The organism is Streptomyces sp. SGAir0957 (assembly GCF_043523415.1).
In genome coordinates this window covers 7,199,882-7,220,694 of sequence record NZ_CP027293.1, presented here as the reverse complement: position 1 = coordinate 7,220,694, position 20,813 = coordinate 7,199,882, and the positions used below count along the sequence as shown (strand labels likewise).

20 protein-coding genes and 1 pseudogene are annotated in these 20,813 nt (G+C 74.3%); 12 read left to right on the top strand and 9 right to left on the bottom strand.

From position 1 onward, the window contains the following. The first annotated feature begins 34 nt into the window (after positions 1-34). The 6 genes from C1N81_RS37595 to C1N81_RS37570 all read left to right on the top strand — a co-directional run bounded on the left by C1N81_RS37595 (position 35) and on the right by C1N81_RS37570 (position 7,768). Positions 35-517, top strand: coding sequence for an Lrp/AsnC family transcriptional regulator (locus C1N81_RS37595; RefSeq protein ID WP_394435855.1), 483 nt, complete (start codon positions 35-37; stop codon positions 515-517). A gap of 33 nt (positions 518-550) precedes the next feature. Beyond that, positions 551-1,240 carry an HAD family hydrolase gene (locus tag C1N81_RS37590; RefSeq protein ID WP_394435854.1) on the top strand — a complete coding sequence of 230 codons (690 nt, stop codon included), beginning with the start codon at positions 551-553 and terminating at the stop codon, positions 1,238-1,240. A gap of 84 nt (positions 1,241-1,324) precedes the next feature. After that, entirely contained in the window at positions 1,325-4,429 is a 3,105-nt protein-coding gene (locus tag C1N81_RS37585) for a carboxyl transferase domain-containing protein (RefSeq protein ID WP_394435853.1), read from the top strand. A 30-nt stretch (positions 4,430-4,459) separates the two neighbouring features. After that, on the top strand, positions 4,460-5,446 hold the full coding sequence (locus C1N81_RS37580) for a Ppx/GppA phosphatase family protein (RefSeq protein WP_394435852.1): 987 nt from the start codon (positions 4,460-4,462) through the stop codon (positions 5,444-5,446). A 112-nt stretch (positions 5,447-5,558) separates the two neighbouring features. Then, complete coding sequence (locus C1N81_RS37575; RefSeq protein ID WP_394435851.1) at positions 5,559-6,416, top strand: AAA family ATPase; 858 nt, start codon at positions 5,559-5,561, stop codon at positions 6,414-6,416. Further along, positions 6,413-7,768 (top strand): VWA domain-containing protein, encoded by a 1,356-nt coding sequence (locus tag C1N81_RS37570; RefSeq protein WP_394435850.1) that lies wholly within the window; start codon positions 6,413-6,415, stop codon positions 7,766-7,768. Before C1N81_RS37575 ends, C1N81_RS37570 begins: the two co-directional genes overlap by 4 nt. On the opposite strand, the gene C1N81_RS37565 is transcribed toward C1N81_RS37570, so the two are convergent. Continuing rightward, entirely contained in the window at positions 7,765-9,021 is a 1,257-nt protein-coding gene (locus tag C1N81_RS37565) for an amidohydrolase (RefSeq protein WP_394435849.1), read from the bottom strand. The two genes, C1N81_RS37570 and C1N81_RS37565, sit on opposite strands and share 4 nt — an antisense overlap. A 272-nt stretch (positions 9,022-9,293) precedes the next feature. On the opposite strand from C1N81_RS37565, the gene C1N81_RS37560 reads away from it, so the two are divergent. Next, a complete protein-coding gene (locus C1N81_RS37560; RefSeq protein ID WP_394435848.1) occupies positions 9,294-9,761 on the top strand; it encodes a response regulator in 468 nt (155 codons plus the stop codon). Between the two features lie 64 nt (positions 9,762-9,825). Here the strand turns inward: C1N81_RS37560 and C1N81_RS37555 are convergent, their stop codons facing one another. Genes C1N81_RS37555 through C1N81_RS37540 form a run of 4 tightly spaced genes read right to left on the bottom strand, consistent with a single transcriptional unit; the run spans position 9,826 to position 14,630 of the window. Further along, complete coding sequence (locus tag C1N81_RS37555) at positions 9,826-10,938, bottom strand: XdhC family protein (RefSeq protein ID WP_394435847.1); 1,113 nt, start codon at positions 10,936-10,938, stop codon at positions 9,826-9,828. After that, on the bottom strand, positions 10,931-13,081 hold the full coding sequence (locus C1N81_RS37550; RefSeq protein ID WP_394435845.1) for a xanthine dehydrogenase family protein molybdopterin-binding subunit: 2,151 nt from the start codon (positions 13,079-13,081) through the stop codon (positions 10,931-10,933). Before C1N81_RS37550 ends, C1N81_RS37555 begins: the two co-directional genes overlap by 8 nt. Next, a complete protein-coding gene (locus tag C1N81_RS37545; protein WP_394435843.1) occupies positions 13,078-14,070 on the bottom strand; it encodes an FAD binding domain-containing protein in 993 nt (330 codons plus the stop codon). Before C1N81_RS37545 ends, C1N81_RS37550 begins: the two co-directional genes overlap by 4 nt. Further along, a complete protein-coding gene (locus tag C1N81_RS37540; RefSeq protein WP_394435842.1) occupies positions 14,067-14,630 on the bottom strand; it encodes a (2Fe-2S)-binding protein in 564 nt (187 codons plus the stop codon). The genes C1N81_RS37545 and C1N81_RS37540 overlap by 4 nt, the downstream gene beginning before the upstream one ends. A gap of 177 nt (positions 14,631-14,807) precedes the next feature. Here C1N81_RS37540 and C1N81_RS37535 point away from each other — a divergent pair, with 177 nt between their 5' ends. Continuing rightward, the gene (locus C1N81_RS37535) at positions 14,808-15,392 is read left to right on the top strand and encodes a TetR/AcrR family transcriptional regulator (protein WP_394435841.1); all 585 of its coding nucleotides are present in this window, start codon (positions 14,808-14,810) and stop codon (positions 15,390-15,392) included. A gap of 1 nt (position 15,393) precedes the next feature. Here C1N81_RS37535 and C1N81_RS37530 read toward each other — a convergent pair whose 3' ends face one another. Continuing rightward, positions 15,394-16,167 (bottom strand): LysR family substrate-binding domain-containing protein, encoded by a 774-nt coding sequence (locus C1N81_RS37530; RefSeq protein WP_394435840.1) that lies wholly within the window; start codon positions 16,165-16,167, stop codon positions 15,394-15,396. A 68-nt stretch (positions 16,168-16,235) separates the two neighbouring features. Here C1N81_RS37530 and C1N81_RS37525 point away from each other — a divergent pair, with 68 nt between their 5' ends. Continuing rightward, positions 16,236-16,643 (top strand): DUF5997 family protein, encoded by a 408-nt coding sequence (locus C1N81_RS37525; protein WP_394438488.1) that lies wholly within the window; start codon positions 16,236-16,238, stop codon positions 16,641-16,643. A gap of 206 nt (positions 16,644-16,849) precedes the next feature. Here C1N81_RS37525 and C1N81_RS37520 read toward each other — a convergent pair. Together C1N81_RS37520 and C1N81_RS37515 are read right to left on the bottom strand one after the other, a co-directional pair. Then, positions 16,850-17,818, bottom strand: a pseudogene (locus C1N81_RS37520) (MFS transporter); the annotation flags it as partial. Between the two features lies 1 nt (position 17,819). Next, positions 17,820-18,395 (bottom strand): helix-turn-helix domain-containing protein, encoded by a 576-nt coding sequence (locus C1N81_RS37515; RefSeq protein WP_394435839.1) that lies wholly within the window; start codon positions 18,393-18,395, stop codon positions 17,820-17,822. On the opposite strand from C1N81_RS37515, the gene C1N81_RS37510 reads away from it, so the two are divergent. Next, positions 18,394-18,915 (top strand): GNAT family N-acetyltransferase, encoded by a 522-nt coding sequence (locus tag C1N81_RS37510; protein WP_394435838.1) that lies wholly within the window; start codon positions 18,394-18,396, stop codon positions 18,913-18,915. The genes C1N81_RS37515 and C1N81_RS37510 overlap by 2 nt on opposite strands. 29 nt (positions 18,916-18,944) lie before the next feature. Here C1N81_RS37510 and C1N81_RS37505 read toward each other — a convergent pair whose 3' ends face one another. Next, positions 18,945-19,232, bottom strand: a complete 288-nt coding sequence (locus C1N81_RS37505) for an ANTAR domain-containing protein (protein ID WP_394435837.1) — start codon at positions 19,230-19,232, stop codon at positions 18,945-18,947. A gap of 216 nt (positions 19,233-19,448) precedes the next feature. Here C1N81_RS37505 and C1N81_RS37500 point away from each other — a divergent pair, with 216 nt between their 5' ends. Together C1N81_RS37500 and C1N81_RS37495 are read left to right on the top strand one after the other, a co-directional pair. Next, complete coding sequence (locus C1N81_RS37500; protein WP_394435836.1) at positions 19,449-20,408, top strand: helix-turn-helix domain-containing protein; 960 nt, start codon at positions 19,449-19,451, stop codon at positions 20,406-20,408. A 41-nt stretch (positions 20,409-20,449) separates the two neighbouring features. Then, positions 20,450-20,812, top strand: a complete 363-nt coding sequence (locus C1N81_RS37495) for an ANTAR domain-containing protein (RefSeq protein WP_394435835.1) — start codon at positions 20,450-20,452, stop codon at positions 20,810-20,812. Position 20,813: the final 1 nt, after the last annotated feature.

Genomic DNA, 20,813 nt, shown 5'->3' with positions numbered 1-20,813 from the left:
CGATCGACCACGTACCGAAGGGGCCCGTACGCGCATGGCCGTGGACCAGCTCGACACCCGTATCCTGCGCCTGCTCCTCGAACAGCCGCGGACCAGCGTCCGCGAGTACGCCCGCATCCTGGGCGTCGCGCGCGGCACGCTGCAGGCGCGGCTCGACCGGCTCGAACGGGACGGTGTGATCACGGGCGTGGCCCCGTCCCTCTCCCCCGCGGCCCTCGGCCACCCGGTGCTCGCCTTCGTGCACATCGAGGTGACGCAGGGCCATCTCAGCGAGGTCGGGGACGCCCTCGCGCAGGTCCCGGAGATCATCGAGGCGCACTCGATCACCGGCGGCGGCGATCTCCTCGCCCGCGCGGCGGCGCGCGACGCCGGTCATCTGGAGGACGTCGTCCAGCAGCTCAACCGGTTGCCCGGGGTGGTCCGCACCCGTACGGAGGTGGCGCTGCGGGAGCGGGTCCCGCACCGTCTGCTGCCGCTGGTGGAGGCGGTCGGCAAGGCGGCGGCGGAGCGCGCCTGACCGTCCCGCCCGCCCGTCCTGCATGCTGAGGGCATGAACATCGCGCACACGGCGGTCGTCTTCGACCTCGACGGCACGCTCGTCGACAGCGAGCCCAACTACTACAAGGCGTCGGTCGCCACCCTGGCCCGCTACGGCGTCGAGGACTTCACCTGGGCCGACCACGAGACGTACGTCGGCATCTCGACCGCGGAGACCATCGGCCTCTGGAAGCGGCGCTACGGCATCGACGCCCCCGCCGACGAGATCCTCGCCGACAAGACCGCCCGCTACCTGGAGCTCGCCCGCGCGGAGACCCAGGTCTTCCCGCAGATGCGCCTGTTCGTGGAGCGGCTGCACGAGGCGGGTGTGCCGATGACCGTGGCGTCGGGTTCGTCGCGGGACGCCATCGCGTCGATCCTGGCCGGCACGGGCCTCGCCGCGTTCCTGCCGGACTACGTGTCCGCGGACGAGGTCGAGCACGGCAAACCGGCCCCGGACGTGTTCCTGGAGGCGGCGCGGCGGCTGGGCGTGTCCCCCGCCCGGTGCGTGGTCCTGGAGGACGCGGCGCCCGGCGCCGCCGCCGCGCACTCGGCGGGCATGCGCTGCATCGCGGTGCCCTACGTCGCGGCGCAGGCGGACGATCCGGCGTTCACCACGGTGGACCTGCTGTTCAAGGGCGGGCAGGAGGAGTTCACGGCGCGGGCCGCCTGCGAGTGGCTGGAGCGCTCCGCGATGGCGTGAAGGCCATGATTGACGCCCTCGTCGGCGTCCGTGAGCATGTCGGCACCTGATCGTCCGTCGAGATGCAAGGTTCCGGAGGGGCTCATGGGGTCTGCTGCCGTACTCGTCGCCAACCGCGGGGAGATCGCCGTACGGATCCTGCGCGCCGCCGCCGGACTCGGCCTGCGGACCGTGGCGGTGCACGAGCCCGGCGACGCGGCGCACGTCCACCTCGCCGACGAGGCCGTGGAGTTGGCGGCGGGCGGCTACCTCGACGCGGCGGCGCTGGTCGCCGCCGCCCGGCGTGCGGGCTGCGCCTACCTGCACCCCGGCTACGGCTTCCTCAGCGAAGCATCGGCGCTGGCCCGCGCCTGCGCCGAGGCGGGCGTCGTCTTCGTGGGGCCTCCCCCCGGGGTGCTCGACCTCTTCGGCGACAAGGCGCGGGCCCGCGCGCTCGCGGTGGAGGCGGGGGTGCCGGTCCTTCCCGGGACGGACGGCGGCACGACCCTGGAGCAGGCCCGCGCCTTCCTCGCCGACGGCCCCGTGATGGTGAAGGCGGTCGGCGGGGGCGGCGGGCGCGGGATGCGGACCGCCCGTACGGCCGAGGAGCTGGACGCGGCGTGGGAGCGGTGCGGCTCCGAGGCGCGGGCGGCCTTCGGGCGGGCCGAGCTGTACGTGGAGCGGCTGTGGGAGGGCGCCCGCCACATCGAGGTGCAGATCGTCGCGGACGGCGCGGGCGGCATCCAGCACCTCTGGGAGCGGGACTGCGGTGCCCAGCGCCGCCACCAGAAGATCATCGAGATCGCCCCGGCGCCCGCGCTCGACCCGGCGGTGCGCGACCGGCTGCTCGACAGCGCGCTCCGGCTCGCGCGGGCCGCCCGGTACGAGGGGCTCGGGACCGTCGAATTCCTCGTGCGGGGCGAGGAGTTCGTGTTCATCGAGGCCAACCCGCGGCTCCAGGTGGAGCACACGGTCACGGAGCAGGTGACCGGGGTCGACCTCGTCGCGGCGCAGTTGCGGATCGCGGCGGGCGAGCGCCTCACCGGTCTGGGCCTGTCCGCCGGGCCTCCGGCGCCGCGCGGGTTCGCCGTGCAGGTGCGGGTGACCGCGGAGTCCGCGGGGCGGATCACGCGTTTCGACGTGCCGACGGGCCCCGGCGTCCGCGTGGACACGGCGGCGCGGACCGGCACGGAGATCGGCACCCGGTACGACCCCCTGCTCGCCAAGGTCGTGACCCATGCGCCGGGCGGGACGTTCGAGGCGGCGTGCGCGCAGGCGCGGCGGACCCTCGACGAGTTCGGGGTCGAGGGCGTGCGGACGTCGATCCCGTTGCCGCGTGCGGTGCTCGGGCATCCGGGGTTCACGGCGGGCGGCTGCGACACCGGGTTCGTGGAGCGGCACTTCGCCGGGGCGACGACACCGGCGAGGACCGGCGGCGCGGGGGCCGTGACCGCCCCGATGAGCGGCACCGTCATCGCGGTCGAGGCGGGGCCGGGACAGGCCGTGGCGGCGGGCGCGACGCTGCTCGTCCTCGAAGCGATGAAGATGGAGCACGTCGTGCGCGCGGAGCGCTCCGGTGTCGTGCGGGCCGTCCACGCGCGCGTGGGCGAGACCGTGACCGAGGGCGCCGCGCTGGTGGATCTCGACGCGGCGGAGGGCGGCCCCGCGGCCGAGGATGCCCGCACCGACGCCGACCCGGACCTCCTCCGCCCCGACCTGCTGGAGACGATCGCGCGGCACGCTTTCGGGCTCGACGCCCATCGCCCGGAGGCGGTCGCCAAGCGGCACGCCGCCGGGCGCCGCACCGCCCGCGAGAACATCGCCGACCTGTGCGACCCGGGCACGTTCACCGAGTTCGGCGCGCTCGCCGTCGCGGCGCAGCGGCAGCGCAGGACGCTCGACGACCTGATCCGGTCCACGCCCGCCGACGGCATGGTCACCGGCACCGGGCGGATCGGCGGCGCGCCCGTCGTCGCCATGTCGTACGACTACACGGTGCTCGCGGGGACGCAGGGGCTCAACAACCACCGCAAGACCGACCGGATGCTGCACATAGCCGAGGAACGCGGTCTGCCGGTGGTGCTGTTCGCGGAGGGCGGCGGCGGGCGGCCGGGGGACACGGACACCACGTCGGTCGCGGGCCTGAACGTGACGACCTTCCAGCGGATGGCGCGGCTGAGCGGCCGGGTGCCGCTGGTCGGGATCGCGTCCGGCCGCTGCTTCGCGGGGAACGCGGCACTGCTCGGCTGCTGCGACGTCGTCATCGCGACGCCCGACGCGACCATCGGCATGGGCGGCCCCGCGATGATCGAGGGCGGCGGGCTCGGCGTGTTCCGTCCTGAGGAGGTCGGGCCGCTGTCCGTGCAGGTGCCGAACGGGGTCGTCGACCTGCCCGTCGCCGACGAGGCCGAGGCGGTGCGCGCGGCCCGCGCCTATCTCTCGTACTTCCAGGGGCCGCGGGACGACTGGGAGGCGCCGGATCAGCGGTTGCTGCGGCACGCCGTGCCCGAGAACCGGCGGCGCGCCTACGACGTCCGGGCCGCGATCACCGGGCTCGCCGACACCGGCTCCGTCCTCGAACTGCGGCGCGGCTTCGGCGTCGGCGTCCTGACCGCCCTGGTCCGGATCGAGGGCCGGCCGCTGGGGCTGATCGCGAACAACCCCGGGCATCTGGGCGGCGCGATCGACCGGGACGCCGCCGACAAGGCCGCGCGGTTCCTGCGCCTGTGCGAGGCGTCCGGGCTTCCGGTCGTCTCGCTGTGCAACACACCGGGGTTCATGGTCGGCCCGGACGCCGAACGCACCGCCACGGTGCGGCAGTTCGCCGATCTCTTCGTCGCGGGCGCGCGGCTCACGGTGCCGCTGGTCTGCCTCGTGCTGCGCAAGGCGTACGGGCTCGGCGCGATGGCGATGATGGGCGGTTCGACGCGGGCGCCGCTGGCGACGGCGGCCTGGCCGAGCGGGGAGTTCGGCGGGATGGGCCTGGAGGGCGCGGTCCGGCTCGGCCACCGGCGCGAACTGGCGGCCATCGACGACCCGGCGGAGCGGGAGCGGGCGTTCGCGGCGCGCGTCGCCGAGCTGTACGAGCGCGGGAAGGCGGTGAACGCGGCGGCGGCCCTGGAGATCGACGCGGTCATCGACCCGGCGGAGTCGCGGAGCTGGCTGCTGGCCGCGATCGACACCGACGGACAGGCAGCCAGGCGTCTTTGAGCGGCGCACCGGAAGGGTAGTCGAACGATCATGCGAATCAGTGTGGTGGATGTGGGATCGAACACCGTGCGTCTCGCGGTGGCGGACGCCCAAGACGGCGCGCCGCTCCCGGTGCACACGGCCAAGCGCAGACTGCGCCTCGCCGAGGAGGTCGACGGCGAGCGAAGACTCGGGCCGCGGGCCGTCGAGCGGATCGTCGAGGCGGTCGGGGACGCGTACAAGGAGGCCGGGCGGTGGGGCAGCGAGGAGCCGTTCGCGTTCGCCACGGCCATCGTGCGGGACGCCCCGAACCGGGACGAGGTGCTGCGCGCCGTCGAGGAGGGGACGGGCGCCCGGCTGCGGGTGCTGCCCGGTGAGGTGGAGGCCGAACTGACTTTCCTGGCCGCACGCCGCTGGATGGGCTGGCGGGCCGGGCCGCTCGGCGTGCTCGACATCGGCGGCGGCACCCTTGAGGTCGCGTTCGGCCGCGGGCGGCTCCCGGACTTCGCCATCTCGCTGCCGCTCGGCGCACGCCGGCTGACCCGCGAGCACCTGTCCGGCACCGACGCGCCCACGCAGGCCGAGCTGAAGGAGTTGCGCCGGTACGTGCGGCACTCGCTGCGGGACGTCGCGGCGCGGGTCCGCTGGGAGGGCCCGGTCACGATGACGGCGACCTCCCGTACGTTCACGCAGCTCGCGCGGTTGTGCGGGGCGCCCGCCGGACGGCACGGCCCGTTCGTCGGCCGGGCGCTCACCCGCAAGGCGCTGCGCTGCGCCGTCGGGCGGCTCGCGGCCCTGCCCGCCGCGCGCCGGGCCGAGCTGCCCGGGATCTCCGCGCCGCGCGCGTCCCAGTCCCTGGCGGGCGCACTCGTCGGCCACACCGCGATGAAGCTGATGGACATCCGTGAACTCACCATCTGCCCGTGGGCGATCAGGGAGGGCATCCTGCTGCGGCGCATCGAGGGCGACACGGACTGGTGGTACGGGGAGGCGCAACCGGCACCGGCGGGGGCGAAGTTGCGGCTCGCCGGAGGCTGATCCGGCCGCGCCGGGGTGACGTTCGCCATGAACGGCGCCGACCGGTTGTGGCACCGCGTCGAAGCTGGTCAGCTGGGGTCTCCACCCCTTGCGGTTCGCGTTGGAGGCCCCGTTGTTCAGCTCCGTGGACGATGTCACCGCACGTCTGGCCGGAACCGGCTATCTGGCCTCGCCCGCGGTCGCGACCACCGTGTTCCTGGCGGCCAAACTCGGCAAGCCGCTGCTGGTCGAGGGCCCGGCGGGCGTCGGCAAGACGGAGCTGGCGAAGGCGGTCGCCGCGATCGGCGACGCCCGCCTCATCCGCCTCCAGTGCTACGAGGGCGTCGACGAGTCGCGGGCGCTGTACGAGTGGAACCACGCCAAGCAGCTCCTGCGCATCACGGCGGGCCGCGACGAGTCGTGGGACCAGACGCGCACGGACATCTTCAGCGAGGAGTTCCTCCTCCCCCGCCCGCTGCTCACCGCGATCCGCGGCGACGACGCGAAGGTCCTCCTCATCGACGAGATGGACAAGGCGGACGTGGAGGTGGAGGGGCTGCTCCTCGAAGTCCTCTCCGACTTCCAGGTGACGGTGCCCGAACTGGGCACCGTCCGCGCCACCCGCCGCCCCTTCACCGTCCTCACCTCGAACGCGAGCCGTGAACTCTCGGAGGCGCTGCGCCGCCGCTGCCTGTTCCTGCACATCGGCTTCCCCGAGGAGGAGCTGGAGCGCCGGATCGTCGCGCTGAAGGTGCCGGAACTCGACGAGGTCCTCGCCCACTCCCTGGTCCGGGTGGTGGGCGCGCTGCGCGCCATGGACCTGCGCAAGGTGCCGTCGGTCGCCGAGACGGTCGACTGGGCGCGCACCCTGCTCGCCCTCGGCGCGGACCGCCTGGACGAGGAGGTCGTGCGCCAGACCCTCGGCGTCGTCCTCAAGCACCAGGAGGACGTGCAGAAGGCCACCGCCAAGCTCGACCTGGACGCGGTGTGAGCACCGCCCCTTCCGTCGCGGACCGGGTGACGTCCCTGGTCCGGGCGCTGCGCACGCACGGCATCCGGATCGGCACCGGCGAGAGCGTGGACGCCGCGCAGGCCGTCGCCGCGCTCGGCCTGGACCGGCGCGAGCACCTGCGCGAGGGGCTCGCCGCCGCGCTGCTGCACGAGCAGAGCCAGCGCGCCGTCTTCGACCCGGTCTTCGACCTGTACTTCCCGCGCGCCGTGGACGCGCCGCCTTCGTCGGACGGCGCCTTCGACCGTGACGACCTGCGCGAGCGGCTCGCCGAGGCGCTCGCGGCGGGCGACCGTGCGGCGATGGAGCGGCTCGCCGCCGAGGCCGTCGACCGCCTCGGCCGCTACGACGCGGACGGCTTCTCCTCGATGCAGACGCTCGACCGGCTCCGCCCGCAGACCCTGCTCGCCGGGATCATGGCCGGTATGCGGGGCGGCGAGGGCTCCGGCGGCGCGTTCACCGACCGCATCGAGGCCGACGAGGTCCGCCGCCGCATCGAGGAGTTCCGCGAACAGGTCCGCTCGGAGGCGCGCCGCCGGGTAGCCGAGCGGCGCTCCACCGACGAGATGGCCCGCCGCGTCCCCGTGCGGACCCCGGACCGCACGCCGTTCCTCTACGCGGGCCGGGAGCACCTTGCCGACCTGCGCAGGACGGTGCATCCGCTGGCCCGGAAGCTGGCGACGCGCCTCGCCGCGCGCAGGCGCCGGGCCGCGCGCGGCCACATCGACCTGCGCCGCACCCTGCGCGGTTCGCTCTCCACGGGCGGCGTGCCGATGCGCCCGGTGCTCCGCAAGCGCCGCAAGGCCCGCCCCGAACTGGTCCTGCTCTGCGACGTGTCGGGGTCGGTCGCGGGGTTCGCGAACTTCACCATGCTGCTCGTGCAGGCGCTGCACGACGAGTTCAGCAAGGTCCGCGTCTTCGCCTTCGTCAACAGGATCGACGAGGTCACCGACCTGATCGCCCGCGGCAGCGCCGACCCGGAGGGCCTGGGCGCGCGCATCACCACCGAGGCGACGGTCACCGGCTGGCACGGCAGCAGCGACTACGGCACCGCCCTCGGCGAGTTCGTCGAACGCTACGAGTCCGTTCTGACCCCGCGCGCCTCGGTGTTCGTCCTCGGCGACGCCCGCACCAACCAGATGGACCCGAACATCCCCGCGCTGCGCCGCATCGCCCGCGCCGCCCGCCGCGTCCACTGGCTCAACCCGGAACAGCGCTCCCTGTGGGACACGGGCGACTCGGCGGCGGGGGCGTACGGGGAGGTTGTGGCGATGCACGAGTGCCGCACCGCGCGCCAGCTGAGCGCGCTGATCGGCCGCCTGCTCCCGGTCTAGGAGGGTTCGCCCAGCCAAGTGAGGGCCGCGACCACCAGGGCCTCCACGCCGGTGCTCAGGGTCGGCTCGATCAGGGGCGCGAAGTGCGGGGAGTGGTTGCCGGGCAGTTTGTCGAGGCGGCCCTCCTGGAGGGCGCCGAGCACCTTCGCCGTCTCCAGGCCGCCCCAGAACCAGAACACGGTCGGCACCCCGAGCGCCTCGCCGAACACCCCGACGTCCTCGCTCGCGTTGACCTGCGGCATCGGCATGAGGCGCTCCTGCCCGAAGTGCGCGGCGAACGCGGCGGCCGTGGCCCGTGTCTTCTCGGGGTCGCTGACGAGCGCGGGCGCGCTGGCCCGCCAGTCGAAGTCGGGTTCGGCGGTGGCGGCGCTCGCCTGCGACTCCGCGCGCACGACCCGCTCCACGGCCGCCCGGACCAGGCCGCGGACCTCCGGCGTGTAGGTGCGGATGTTGACGCCGAGTTCGGCGGTGGCCGGGATGATGTTCTCCTTCGTCCCGGCCTGCAGGCGGCCGACGGTGACCACCGCGGTCTCGGCGGGCGGCACCTCACGGCCGACGACGCCCTGGAGCCGGGTGACGACGTGCGCGGCCATCAGGACGGGGTCCACGGACGCCTCCGGGCGCGAGCCGTGCGCGCCGCGGCCGTGCAGGGTGATGTCGAGGGAGTCCGACGCCGCCATGACGGGCCCGGTGCCGTAGCCGATGAACCCGGCGGGCAGCGGGCCGACGTGCTGGCCGAGGACGATCTCCGGCTTCGGGAAGCGCTCGAAGAGGCCGGCGGCGACCATGTCGCGGGCGCCGCGCACCAGTTCCTCGGCGGGCTGGAACACCACGAGCAGCGTGCCCGACCACTGGTCGCGGGCCTGGGCGAGCAGGGCGGCCGCCCCGGACAGACAGGTGGCGTGCATGTCGTGGCCGCAGGCGTGCATCACCGGTACCTCGCGCCCGTCGGCGTCGACACCGCGGACCCGGCTGGCGTAGGGCAGGTCCGTCAGCTCCTCGACGGGCAGCGCGTCGATGTCGGCGCGGAGCATGACGACGGGCCCCTCGCCGTTGCGCACGACGCCGACCACACCGGTCCCGCCGATTCCCTCGGCGACCTCGTCGAAGCCCGCCGCGCGCAGCCGCCCGGCCAGCAGGCCCGCCGTCCGCGTCTCCTGGAGCGACAGCTCGGGGTGCTCGTGCAGGTCCCGGTAGAGGGCGGCCAGGTCGTCCTGGAGCGCGGCCAGTCCCGCGGTCACCGTCTGTGTCATGTTCCGGCCTCCTCGCTTGCCGACGGGAGCGCGCCGCTCCCGTAATGATCATGATGCCAGCTCTCCGCAAGGGGCCACTGCGCACCCGGCGGGGGCCGTCCGGCCCCTGTCGTACCGGGACCGTGCGCCCCATCGTGGAGAGATCTCTCCCCGCATCTCCCCCATCCGCCTCCTACGCACGAGACCGGCAACGGGTCGGCCGCGGCCGTGTCCAGCGGTCCGTCCCGCGCGCCGGGCGGGTTCTACGTGGAGCAGCCCACAAGGACGGTGCCATGCCGACGCAACCAAGGGTCCTGCTCGTGGACAACCACGAGGAATCGCTCTTCGCCCTGGAGAACGCGCTGGCCCCGCTCGGGTGTCCGACCGAGCGGGCGCACAGCGGCGAGGAGGCGCTCAAGGCGGTACTGCGCGGGGGCATCGACCTGGTCATCCTGGACGTGGTCATGCCGGGCCTGACCGGCGTCGAGGTCGCCCGGCACCTGCACCACCTGGATCAGACGACCGACATCCCGGTGATACTCCTGACGGGTCTCATGGGCCACACCGACCTGGCGGAGCAGGCGTACGAGCTGCAGGTGACGGACATCCTCACCAAGCCCCTCGACCCCTGGCTCCTGCGCGTCAAGGTCGCCTCCCATCTGCGCTACCTGAGCCGTATCAGGGCGCTGGAGGACGGCGCCGCACCCGCGTCGAAGGCGGCGCGGAACGGCGGGGTGCGGGCCAGGACCGGGCGGGGTTAGAGGGCCCGTCCGGGCCGGGACCGGGCGGGGCCGGGGCGTGTCCGACGGCTCTCGGCCGGACGGCCTAGTCCGCGTGGATCGGCCCCCGCTCCCCCGCCAGCGGCGCCCCGCTGCCGCCGCGCCGGACCGCGACGATCTCCGCGCCGATCGACACCGCCGTCTCCTCGGGCGTACGGCCGCCGAGGTCGAGGCCGATCGGTGAGCGGAGCCGGGCCAGTTCCCGGTCGGTGAGGCCTGCCTCGCGCAGCCGCTGGGTCCGGTCGTCGTGCGTACGGCGCGAGCCCATCGCGCCGACGTACGCGACGGGAAGGCGCAGCGCCACCTCCAGGAGGGGCACGTCGAACTTGGCGTCGTGCGTGAGGACACAGAGCACGGTGCGTTCGTCCGTACGGGTGGCGCGGAGGTAGCGGTCGGGCCATTCCACGACGACCTCGTCGGCCTCCGGGAAGCGGGCCCGGGTCGCGAACACGGCCCGCGCGTCGCACAGCGTCACATGGAAACCGAGCAGTTTGCCCACCCGGACCAGGGCGCCCGCGAAGTCCACCGCGCCGAACACGATCATCCGGGCGGGCGGCACGCTGGACTCGACGAACAGGGTGACGTCGCCGCCGCACCGCGCCGAGCTCTCCGGCACCTGGCAGAGCCCGGTCCTGCCGAGGTCGAGCAGGGCGCGGGCCTGCGCGGCGAGCCCGGGGTCGTCGGCGGAGCCGAGCCCGCTCTCGTACGAACCGTCGGGCCTGACGAGCAGCAGGCCGCCGGAGTCGGCGAGTCCGCCGGGCCCGTCGAGGACGCGGGCGAGGGCCACCGTCTCGCCCTGCGCGGCGGCGGCCAGCGCCGCCTCCACGACCGGGCGCGACGCGGAGCCCGTACGCACCGGGACGACGTGCACCTCGACGGCGCCGCCGCAGGTGAGCCCCACGGCGAACGCGTCGTCGTCGCTGTACCCGAACCGCTCCCGGCGCGGTGTCCCGTCGGCGAGCGCCTCGACGCACAGCTCGTAGACCGCGCCCTCGACGCAGCCGCCGGAGACGGAGCCGATGACCTCGCCCTCGCTGTCGACGGCGAGGGCCGCGCCGGGCGGCCGGGGCGCGCTGCCGCTCACCGAGACGACGGTGGCGACAGCGAACTCCCGGCCTTGCGCGGCCCATGCGTTCAGCTCGGCGGCGAGGTCAAGCATCCGGGCCCGTCCCGTCGCGGCCCGCCTCGCCGAGCAGCACCCGGTCGGGGCGGATCGGCAGGTCGCGGTGGCGGACGCCGGTCGCGTGCCACACCGCGTTGGCGATGGCGGCGGCCGTGCCGACGATGCCGATCTCGCCGATGCCCTTGATGCCGACGGGGTCGTCGGGGTCCGGGTCGTCGATCCACTCGGCCCGCAGCTCCGGCACGTCGGCGTTGGCGGCGACGTGGTAGCCCGCGAAGTCGGCGTTGACGTGCCCGCCGGACGCCGCGTCGCGCACCGCCTCCTCGTGCAGGGCCATGGACAGGCCCCAGGTCATGCCGCCGGTGAACTGCGACCGGGCGGTCAGCGGGTTGATGATCTTCCCCGCGGCGAAGACACCGAGCAGCCGTCGCACCCGTACCTCGCCGGCGGCCACGTCCACCGCGACCTCGGCGAACTGGGCCCCGTAGGAGTACCGCTCCTTCGCCGAGAGCCGCGCGATCAGTTCGGCGGTGTCGGTGCGGGCGGTGATGCCCTCCGCCGGGATGTCGCCGGACCCGAGCCGCAGGCGTTCGCGCAGGTCGTGGGAGGCGGCCTGGACGGCCCAGCCCCAGGAGCGGGTGCCCATGGAGCCGCCCGCGACCCAGGCGGGCCCGAAGTCGCTGTCGGCGATCCGCACCCGGACCCGCTCGGGCGCCACTTCGAGGGCGTCGGCGGCGATGAGGGTGAGCGCGGTGCGGGCGCCGGTGCCGACGTCGGCGGCGGTGACGCGGACGGTGAAGCTCCCGTCGGCCTCCGCCGTCACGGCCGCCGTCGTGGGCGCCGCCCCGGACGGGAACGTGGACGCGGCCGTGCCGGTGCCGAGCAGCCAGCGGCCCTCGCGCCGCACGCGCGGACGCGGGTCGCGGTCCGCCCAGCCGAAGAGCCGGGCGCCCTCCTCGAAGCAGCCGATCAGGTTGCGGCTGCTGAACGGGAGGCCCGAGACCGGGCCCACCGTCGGCTCGTTGCGGGTGCGCAGCGCGATCGGGTCCATGCCGAGCCGCTCGGCGAGTTCGTCGAGCGCCGACTCCACGGCGAACGAGCCCGGGGCCTCGCCGGGCGCCCGCATCCAGGTCGGCGTCGCCACGTCGACGGGCAGCACGCGGTGCGCGGTGTGGTGCGCGGTGGCCTCGTACATGGAGCGCCCGTACGAGGCGCCGTTCTCGACGAACTCCCGCATGGTCGAGGTGAGGTTGTGGTGCTCGTGCGCGAAGGCGCGCAGGCGTCCGTCCGGGTCCGCGCCGAGCCGCACGCGCTGCGCGGTGGGGCTGCGGTACCCGGTCGTCGCGAACACCTGGCGGCGTGTGAGCACCACCCGCACCGGCCGTTGCAGCTCGGTCGCGGCCATCACGGCGGCCACGTGGTGGGCGCGCAGCCCCTTGGAGCCGAAGGCACCGCCGACGTGCTCGGAGCGCACGTGGACGGCCGACTGGTCGAGCGAGAACAGCTTGGCCAGGTCGTCGGCGACCCACTTCGAGCCCTGGTTGGAGTCGAACACCTCCAGGCGCCCGCCGTCCCAGCGCACCGTCACCGCGTGCGGCTCCATCGCGCCGTGGTGCTGCTCGGGCGTCGTGTACGAGGCGTCGACGACCACGGCGGAGGCGGCGAGTTCGGCCTCCAGGTCGCCCTTGGTCGCCTCGCCCTCCTCGGGGGTGTAGGTGCCGGGCCGGTCGGCGCCGAAGGAGACGTCGTGCGGCTCCTCGTCGTACTCGACGACCAGCGACTCGGCGGCCTCCCGCGCCTGCTCGGACGTCTCGGCGACGACGAGGGCGACGGGCCAGCCCGCGTGCGGCACCCGGTCGTTCTGGAAGGCCTCGACGATCGGGTCCGGGCGGCCGAGCGCCCCGACGACGTCGTCGTTCACGCGCGGCGCGTTCTTGTGGTGCAGGACGGTCAGGACGCCGGGCAGGGCGCGGACCGCCTCGTCGTCGATGGCGCGGACGCGGCCGCGTGCGATGGTCGACAGGACCAGCCAGCCGTGCGCGAGGTCCGCGAACGGGATCTCGCCCGCGTACCGGGCGGCGCCCGTGACCTTCTCGACGCCCTCGATCCGGGACCGCGCGACGCCGACCGCGTTCGCCCGCGCCGCCGTGCCCTGGGTCTGCGTCGTCTGCGTCGTCACTGAGTCGCCTCCTGGGTGAGTTCACTGAGCATCGCCACTACGAGGTTGCGCAGCAACGGCACCTTGTACCCGTTCTGCGGCAGCGGCTCCGCCGCCGCCAGTTCGGCGTCGGCCGCCGCCGCGTACGCCTCCTCGTTCGCGGGCGCGCCGATCAGCGCCCGCTCGGCGGCACGGGCCCGCCACGGCCGGGACGCCACGGCCCCGAAGGCCAGGCGCGCGTCGCGCACCACACCGTCCTCGACGTCGAGCGCGGCGGCCACCGAGCCGATCGCGAAGGCGTACGAGGCGCGCTCGCGGACCTTGCGGTAGCGCGAGTGGGCGGCGACGGGCGCGGGCGGCAGGGTGATGCCGGTGATGAGCGCGCCGGCGGGCAGCGCGGTCTCCAGGTGCGGGGTGTCCCCGACCGGGAGGTAGAAGTCGGCCAGCGGCACTTCGCCGGGGCCTTCGGCGGTCTCGTAGCGCACGACGGCGTCGAACGCGGCGAGGGCGACCCCCATGTCGGACGGGTGCGTGGCCACGCACGCCTCGCTCGCGCCGAGAATGGCGTGATTGCGGTGCTCGCCGGTGATCGCGGGGCAGCCGCTGCCGGGGACGCGCTTGTTGCACGGCTTGGTGACGTCGGTGAAGTAGCCGCAGCGGGTGCGCTGGAGCAGATTGCCGCCGACGGTGGCCATGTTGCGCAGCTGGCCGGAGGCCCCGGCGAGCACGGCCTGGGTGAGCGCCGGGTAGCGGCGCCGGACCTCGGGGTGGGCGGCGAGGTCGCTGTTGGTGACGGTGGCGCCGACGCGCAGGCCGCCGTCCTCGGTCGTCTCGATGCCGCTCAGGGGCAGTTCACGTACGTCGACGAGGTGCCCGGGGCGCTCCACGCCGGACTTCATCAGGTCGACGAGGTTGGTGCCGCCGCCCAGGAAGCGGGCGTCGGGGTCGGCGCCGAGCACGGCCACCGCGCCCTGGACGTCGAGCGCCCTTTCGTAGCCGAACTCCTTCACGCCACGGTCTCCTTCGTGTTCTCGGTGCGCTCCGCGGCCTGGGCGACGGCCCGGACGATCGACACGTACGCGCCGCAGCGGCACAGGTTGCCGCTCATCCGCTCCCGGATCTCCTCCGGGGACAGGGGCGGGGGTCCGGCCTCGGGCCGTACATCCTCGGTCGCGGCGCTCGGCCAGCCGTCCGCGTGTTCCTGGAGGACGCCGAGCGCCGAACAGATCTGGCCGGGCGTGCAGTAGCCGCACTGGAAGCCGTCGAGCTCGACGAACGCCTCCTGGAGCGGGTGCAGTTCGCCGTTCTCGGCGACGCCCTCGATGGTGGTGATCTCGCGGCCCTCGGCGGCGACCGCGAGGGTCAGGCACGAGACGGCCCTGCGCCCGTCGACGAGCACCGTGCAGGCACCGCACTGGCCCTGGTCGCAGCCCTTCTTCGTGCCGGTGAGATCGAGCCGCTCGCGCAGCGCGTCGAGCAGGGTGGTGCGGTGATCCACGGGCAGCGTGTGCTTCTCTCCGTTGACGTGCAGGGTGATCGAGCTGGAGGTGGACATGCCCGCTGGGGCCATGATCAGCCTTCTTTCGCGTATCCGGTGCCACGTTCGTGTATGCGGTGCGAGGAGATATCAGCGCTAGGGTGGGGGGATCGACGTCAAGCGGACAGCTGTCCACTCTGTGGGCACGAACGTAGTGGACAACTGTCCGGTCAGCAAGGACCATTCCGCGCCACGACCCGAGGAGGCCGCGTGCAGCACCCGAAGAAGCAGCCGGGCCTGCGCTCGGACGCCCAGCGGAACCGCGAGCGCATCCTCGAAGTGGCCCTGGCCGAACTGACGTGCTCGGCGGACGCGCCGCTGAGCGCCATCGCGCGCAAGGCCGGTGTCGGGCAGGGCACCTTCTACCGCAACTTCCCCAGCCGTGAGGCTCTAGTCCTGGAGGTCTACCGGTACGAGGTGCAGCAAGTCGCCGAGACGGCGGCCCAGTTGCTGTGCACCCGCCCGCCGGAGGTGGCGCTGCGCGAATGGATGGACCGGCTCGCCCAGTACGCCATGGCGAAGGCGGGCCTCGCGGACGCGCTGCGCGAGGCGACGACGGCCCGCGGCGCCTTCAAGAGCCTCTCGCACGGCCCGCTGACCCAGGCCGTCACCCTGCTGCTCACGGCCAACACGGAGGCGGGCACGATCCGGCCCGGGGTCAGCGCCGACGACTTCATGCTGGCCATCGCGGGGCTCTGGCTCGTCGACCCGCACAGCGACTGGCAGTCCCGTACGAAGCGGCTGCTCGACCTGGTGATGGACGGGCTGCGGGCGGGGGCGCCGGGCCCGGCCTGAATTACGACCGCTTGCGCGGCTTGCCTCGCTTGCCGCCCTGCTTGGTGCCCTGCTTGTTTCCGGGCTTGGGGCGGCCCGCGCCGCGTGCGGGCGCCTTGCGGGGCGCGGCCTGCGCCGGCTTCTTCTTGGCCGGCGCCTTCTCCTGCGGGGCCTGCCGGCCGCGGGAGCTGTTCACCGTCCGGCCGCGCACGATCCCGATGAAGTCCTCGACCTGGTCGGTGGTCCGCTCCTCGGGCCAGGCGAGGGCGACGTCCGAACCCGGCGCGTCCGTGACCGGCCGGTAGGTGAGGTCTCGGCGATGGTGCAGACGGGCGAGGGACTGCGGCACGACGAGGAGACCGACCCCGGCGGCGACCAGCTCGACGGCGTCGGCGGTGGTGGCGGGCCGCTCGAAGGCGGGCTGCCCCGGCGGGCGCTCCCAGCCCATGACGTCGTCGAGGGGGTGCTGCACGATCTCGTCGGCGAGGTCCGCCAGGGTCACCTCCTCGACCGCGGCCACGACGTGGTCCTTCGGGACCAGGACGACGGTCGTCTCGGTGTAGAGGGGGATCGCGCTGAAGAACGTACGGTCCACGGGCAGCCGCACCAGACCGGCGTCGGCCTCGCCGCCGCGCAGGGTGTCCGCCACGTCGGCGGCGGCGACCGGGACGAGGGTGAGCGGGGTGTCGGGCAGGCGCTCGTTCCAGATCCGCACCCACTTGGCGGGGGTCGCTCCGGGTACGTACGCGAGCCGGAACGAGGGGGTCTGTGCGGGGGTGTTCTCCGTGCCTGTCACCCCGCAAGGCTACCCGGCGCGGTCACACGTGGTCGGACCTCTGCCCCGCGCTCGATACCCTTGACCTCATGAGTTCGCAACAGAACACCCAGACCATGAAGCCCGCCACGGCGGCGAAGAAACTGGGTGTGTACCTCGAGGCCACGCCCGCCGAGTTCCGTGAGGGCGTCGTCTCGCGCGGTGAGCTGGCCGCGCTGCAGGCCGAACCGCCGCAGTGGCTGCTCGACCTGCGCGCGAACGGCCCGCACCCGCGCCCGGTCGTCGCGGAGAAGCTGGGCGTCTCCATCGCGGGGCTCGCCCGCGGCGGCGTCACCGAGCCGCTCACCACGGAGCAGATCACCGCCCTGAAGGACGAGAACCCGGAGTGGCTCCAGAAGGAGCGGGCCACGCAGGCCGAGGTCCGCAAGGAGAACGTGCGGGTGAAGAAGCTCCACGCGGAGCAGGCGCGGAAGCGGGAGCAGCGGGCCGAGGACTGAGCCGGTTCACTCGCGTCCGGTGCGGCGCGGGGCCAGGAGGCCCGCCAGGAGCAGCGCTCCGAGGACCGTGCCGGACGCCGCGGGCCAGCCGCCGGACTCGACGAGGGGCGCGGCGAGCGCCGAGCCGACGACGCCCGCGAGGAAGTACAGCAGCAGGTAGACGCCGCTGAGGCTGCCCGCCCGCGCCGGGTCGATGCCGAGGATGCGGGTCTGGTTGGCGGCCTGGGCCGTAAGCAGCCCGCGTCGACGAGGGCGAGCCCGGCCGCGGTGACGGCGGGCCGGTCGAGGCCGGTGCAGAGCAGTCCGGCCCCGACGGCGGCCACGGCCATGCTGCCGCGGATCACCGCGCGCGGCCCGAACCGGTCGCCGAGCCGTCCGGCGACCGGCAGCGCGGCGAAGCCCAGGACCCCGGCCAGGCTGTAGAGGCCGATCGCGGCGGCGTCGAGACCGTACGGGGGCTGCGCGAGGCGCACGGTGAGCGCGACCCAGACGAGGCTGAACGCGAAGTACCACAGGCTGCCGGTGAGCACGGCCCGGCGCAGGGCCGGGTGGCGCCGCAGGGAGCCGGGCAGCGCGGTGAGCGTGGCGAGGTAGCCGCCGCTGGGCGCGGGCCGCCGGTCCGGCAGCCGCAGCCACGCGCCGACGGCGCACGCGAGGACGAGCCCGGTGAAGCAGAGCAGCATGCCGCGCCATCCGAACGCGTCCGCGAGCGCCCCGCCGACCAGGCGGCTCAGCAGGATGCCCGCGGACATCCCGGCGGCGACGACCGCGACGGCCGCCCCGCGCCGCCCCTCGGGCACCCCGCGGCCCGCGATCGTCGACGCCATCGCACTGACGCTGGCCCCCGCGCCGATCACCCCGTACGCGACGAGCAGCACCCCGAGCCCCCGGGCCGACGCCGCGAGCAGCAGCCCACAGCCGAGCAGCACGAGCTGCCCCGTGACGAGGCGCCGCGGCGCCGCCCGGTCGGCGAGGGGCAGCAGGAAGGCGAACCCGGCGATGCATCCGGCGAGCGCGGCGGTGGTGACGAGCCCGATGGCGGCGGTGGAACTCCCGATGTCCCGGGCGACGTCGCCGAGGGCGGGCTGCACCGCGTAGTTGTTGGCGAGCGCCACTCCGGCGACCGCCCCGAGCAGTCCGACAGCGCCGCGCCGCACCACCGCGACCTCGCTCATCTCAGGGCCCCTCCCCGCGCACCAGGACCACCGCGTAGCGGCACTCCCGCCCCGTCGCGTTCTCGAAGACGCAGGCCGAGGGCGGGCCGAGTTCGACCGTGTCGCCCGCGGCCAGTTCGTGCACCGTGTCGCCCTCGTGGAAGGTGAGGCGGCCCTCGACGACCCAGATCAACTGGCGGTGGAAGGCGAACGCCGCCGCCGGGTACGGCACCCGGGCCCCGGCGGGCAGCCGGACCTCGGCGACCTCGGCGGGGAAGCCGGGCCCGGAGAGCTGGCGCCGCTCGTACCCGGTCTCCGGGTCCTGCCAGCGGGGCGCGGACTCCTCGCGCCGCACCCGGTCCGCCCCCGTGTCCGTCTCGGGGTCGAGCAGCGTGGCGACGCTCAGCCGGAACGCCGCCGACAGCTTGCCGAGGACGACGGCGGTCGGGTTGCTCTCGCCCCGTTCGATCCGGTGGATCATCGCCCGGGAGACCCCGGACGCGTCGGCCAGTTCGGACAGCGTCCAGCGCCGCCGGTCCCGCTCGGCACGGATACGGCCGCCGATCCGCGCGACCAGGGGGTCTACGATGTTGGACATGAATCCACCATACGAGACGGGGGCGCGGGCGGTGACGGTCCGCCCGGCCCGACCCGGGGACCTCGACGCCGTCCTCGCCATCCGCAACCACGCCATCGAGCACGGCACGGCGCTGTGGACGGACACGCCGCAGACCCGTGCCGAGGGCGCGGCCTGGCTCGGCGCGCACCTGGGGCGTGGTTCGGCGTACGTGGCCGAGCACGACGGCGCGGTCGTCGGCTTCGGCGTCTACGGCCCCTGGAAGGACTACTCCGGCTTCCGCCACACCGTGGAGAACTCGGTGTACGTGACCGAGGGCCACCACGGCAAGGGCATCGGCTCCGCGCTGCTGACCGCGCTCATCACGTCCGCGAAGGGCGCGGGCCTGCATGTGATGATCGCCGGGATCGAGGCGGGCAACAAGGCGTCGGTGCGGCTGCACGAACGGCACGGGTTCGCGCACGCGGGCACGGTGCGCGAAGTGGGTACGAAGTTCGGCCGGTGGCTCGATCTGACATTGATGCGGCTCCCCCTGGAATAGGGGGCCGCGCGCTCACGGGCGCCGCCGCGTCAGGACGTCCGCTGCAGCGCGCTGTCGAGCGCGCCCCGCGTGCGGTCCGGCAGCGGCTGGCCGTTCGCCCACCCGACGAGCTGCCCCGCGACGTCCCGGAGCTTGGTGTTGGTGTGCTGCGAGACCTCTTTGAGGACCTCCCAGCCCTGGTCGGGGGTGAGCCGGCCGAGCACGATGACGACACCTATCGCCTGGTCCACGACGATGTGCGAGGCGATGGCCTGGCGCAGTTGCCGCACCTCCGTCCGCAGCCGGGAGAGGTTGTCGACCGATTCGTCCCTGTCCACCGCACCTCACCGCCTCTCCCCACGACCGACGTAACCACCCACGCTGCCCGGATCCGCCCCCGCGCCGCGACACCGTGGGCGAACAGTCCGGCGGCCCCCTGTCCAGAAAACGAACCTTTTCCACTCCTCCTTGCTCCCCGGCGTGCCGGTGCGGTCCCCGGGAGCCTTAGGCTCCTGTCAGAAACACGGGAACGGGACAGACGAGGTGAAGGCGGTATGCGGACCCTGCACTTCGACAGCAGCGACATCGGGGAGACCGAGGAGTTCCTGAGCCGCGCGTACGCGCGCATGAACATCGGCAACGGCACCCCCGAGACCAGCCGCGCGCGGATCCGCCGCGACACCATGCCCGGGGTGAGCGTCGACGAACTCGACCTCGACTTCGACATGCGCTACGAGGTGACGCCGCTCGGCAAGATCTGCCTGTGCGTCGTCCACGAGGGCACGATCCAGGACCACGGGTACGCGGGTGTCGAGGACGCCTTCGGCCCCGGTGACGTGGTCTCCTTCGCCCCGCCCGAACTGCCCTACCAGGGGCGCATCGTGGGCGCGCGCTACAACATCACGATGCTGGACCCGGCGCTGCTCAGCCAGGTCGCCGGGAACGATCCGCGGTCGGGCCCCGGCCCGGTCCGGCTCACCGGGCACCGGCCGGTCTCCGCCGCGGGGGCGCAGCATCTGCGCCGCACGATCATCCACGTACGCGATCACGTGCTCAGCGCCCCGGAGCTGGCGGAGCAGCCGCTCGTGACCTCGACGGCGGCGCAGCATCTGGCCGCGGCCGTCCTCGCCGCGTTCCCGCACACCGCGCTGACCGAGCCGACGTCCGCCGACCGCAACGACGCCAGACCCCGGTCGCTGCGGCGCGCGCTCACCTATATGGAGGAGCACGCGCACGAGCCGATGACGGTGGCCGAGATCGCGGCCGTGGCCCATGTGACGGTCCGGGGCCTGCAATACGCGTTCCGCCGCCACCTGGACACGACGCCGCTGGCCCACCTGCGCCGCATCAGGCTCTCGCTCGCCCACCACGATCTGCTGAACTCGGACCCGTCGGGGGGTGCCACGGTCTCCTCGATCGCGGCGAACTGGGGGTTCTACCACCCCGGGCGGTTCGCGTCGCTCTACCGCGCGGCCTACGGCCGCCCGCCGCACCACACGCTCGCGGGCGGCTGACGCGCGCCTTCCTTGTTTCTCCCCAGCCCCCGGAGGACTACTTGCACACTGATCCGAGCCCGCGCCCGGACGCGCCCGAGAACGGGTCCGCCACCGAGGAGAGGGCACAGCTGGAGGCCCAGGCCGCGCACCTGCGTCAGATGGTGAGCGGCCGGGCCGTCCTCGACCAGGCCGTCGGCGTCCTCCTCACCCTCGGCCGGATCACCCCGGCCGGCGCGTGGGACGTGCTGCGCGAGATCTCCGAACGCACCGCCGTCCCGGTCCGGGAGACCGCCGCGCACCTGGTCGGCTACGCCCGCTCCGGCGAACTCCCGGACGGGCTCCGCGCCGAACTGGAGCGGCACCTGCCGGGCCCCTGGCAGCGGCACCTGCCGGGCTCCGGGACGGACCGCTCCGCCCGGTAGG

What these genes read in the sequence shown, in the direction of transcription:
- C1N81_RS37500 (WP_394435836.1), top strand. Translation starts at nt 19,449, where the DNA reads ATGCGGACCCTGCACTTCGACAGCAGCGACATCGGGGAGACCGAGGAG.
- C1N81_RS37590 (WP_394435854.1), top strand. Translation starts at nt 551, where the DNA reads ATGAACATCGCGCACACGGCGGTCGTCTTCGACCTCGACGGCACGCTC.
- C1N81_RS37540 (WP_394435842.1), bottom strand. Translation starts at nt 14,630, where the DNA reads ATGGCCCCAGCGGGCATGTCCACCTCCAGCTCGATCACCCTGCACGTC.
- C1N81_RS37555 (WP_394435847.1), bottom strand. Translation starts at nt 10,938, where the DNA reads ATGCTTGACCTCGCCGCCGAGCTGAACGCATGGGCCGCGCAAGGCCGG.
- C1N81_RS37515 (WP_394435839.1), bottom strand. Translation starts at nt 18,395, where the DNA reads ATGTCCAACATCGTAGACCCCCTGGTCGCGCGGATCGGCGGCCGTATC.
- C1N81_RS37595 (WP_394435855.1), top strand. Translation starts at nt 35, where the DNA reads ATGGCCGTGGACCAGCTCGACACCCGTATCCTGCGCCTGCTCCTCGAA.
- C1N81_RS37525 (WP_394438488.1), top strand. Translation starts at nt 16,236, where the DNA reads ATGAGTTCGCAACAGAACACCCAGACCATGAAGCCCGCCACGGCGGCG.
- C1N81_RS37510 (WP_394435838.1), top strand. Translation starts at nt 18,394, where the DNA reads ATGAATCCACCATACGAGACGGGGGCGCGGGCGGTGACGGTCCGCCCG.
- C1N81_RS37565 (WP_394435849.1), bottom strand. Translation starts at nt 9,021, where the DNA reads ATGACACAGACGGTGACCGCGGGACTGGCCGCGCTCCAGGACGACCTG.
- C1N81_RS37585 (WP_394435853.1), top strand. Translation starts at nt 1,325, where the DNA reads ATGGGGTCTGCTGCCGTACTCGTCGCCAACCGCGGGGAGATCGCCGTA.
- C1N81_RS37580 (WP_394435852.1), top strand. Translation starts at nt 4,460, where the DNA reads ATGCGAATCAGTGTGGTGGATGTGGGATCGAACACCGTGCGTCTCGCG.
- C1N81_RS37560 (WP_394435848.1), top strand. Translation starts at nt 9,294, where the DNA reads ATGCCGACGCAACCAAGGGTCCTGCTCGTGGACAACCACGAGGAATCG.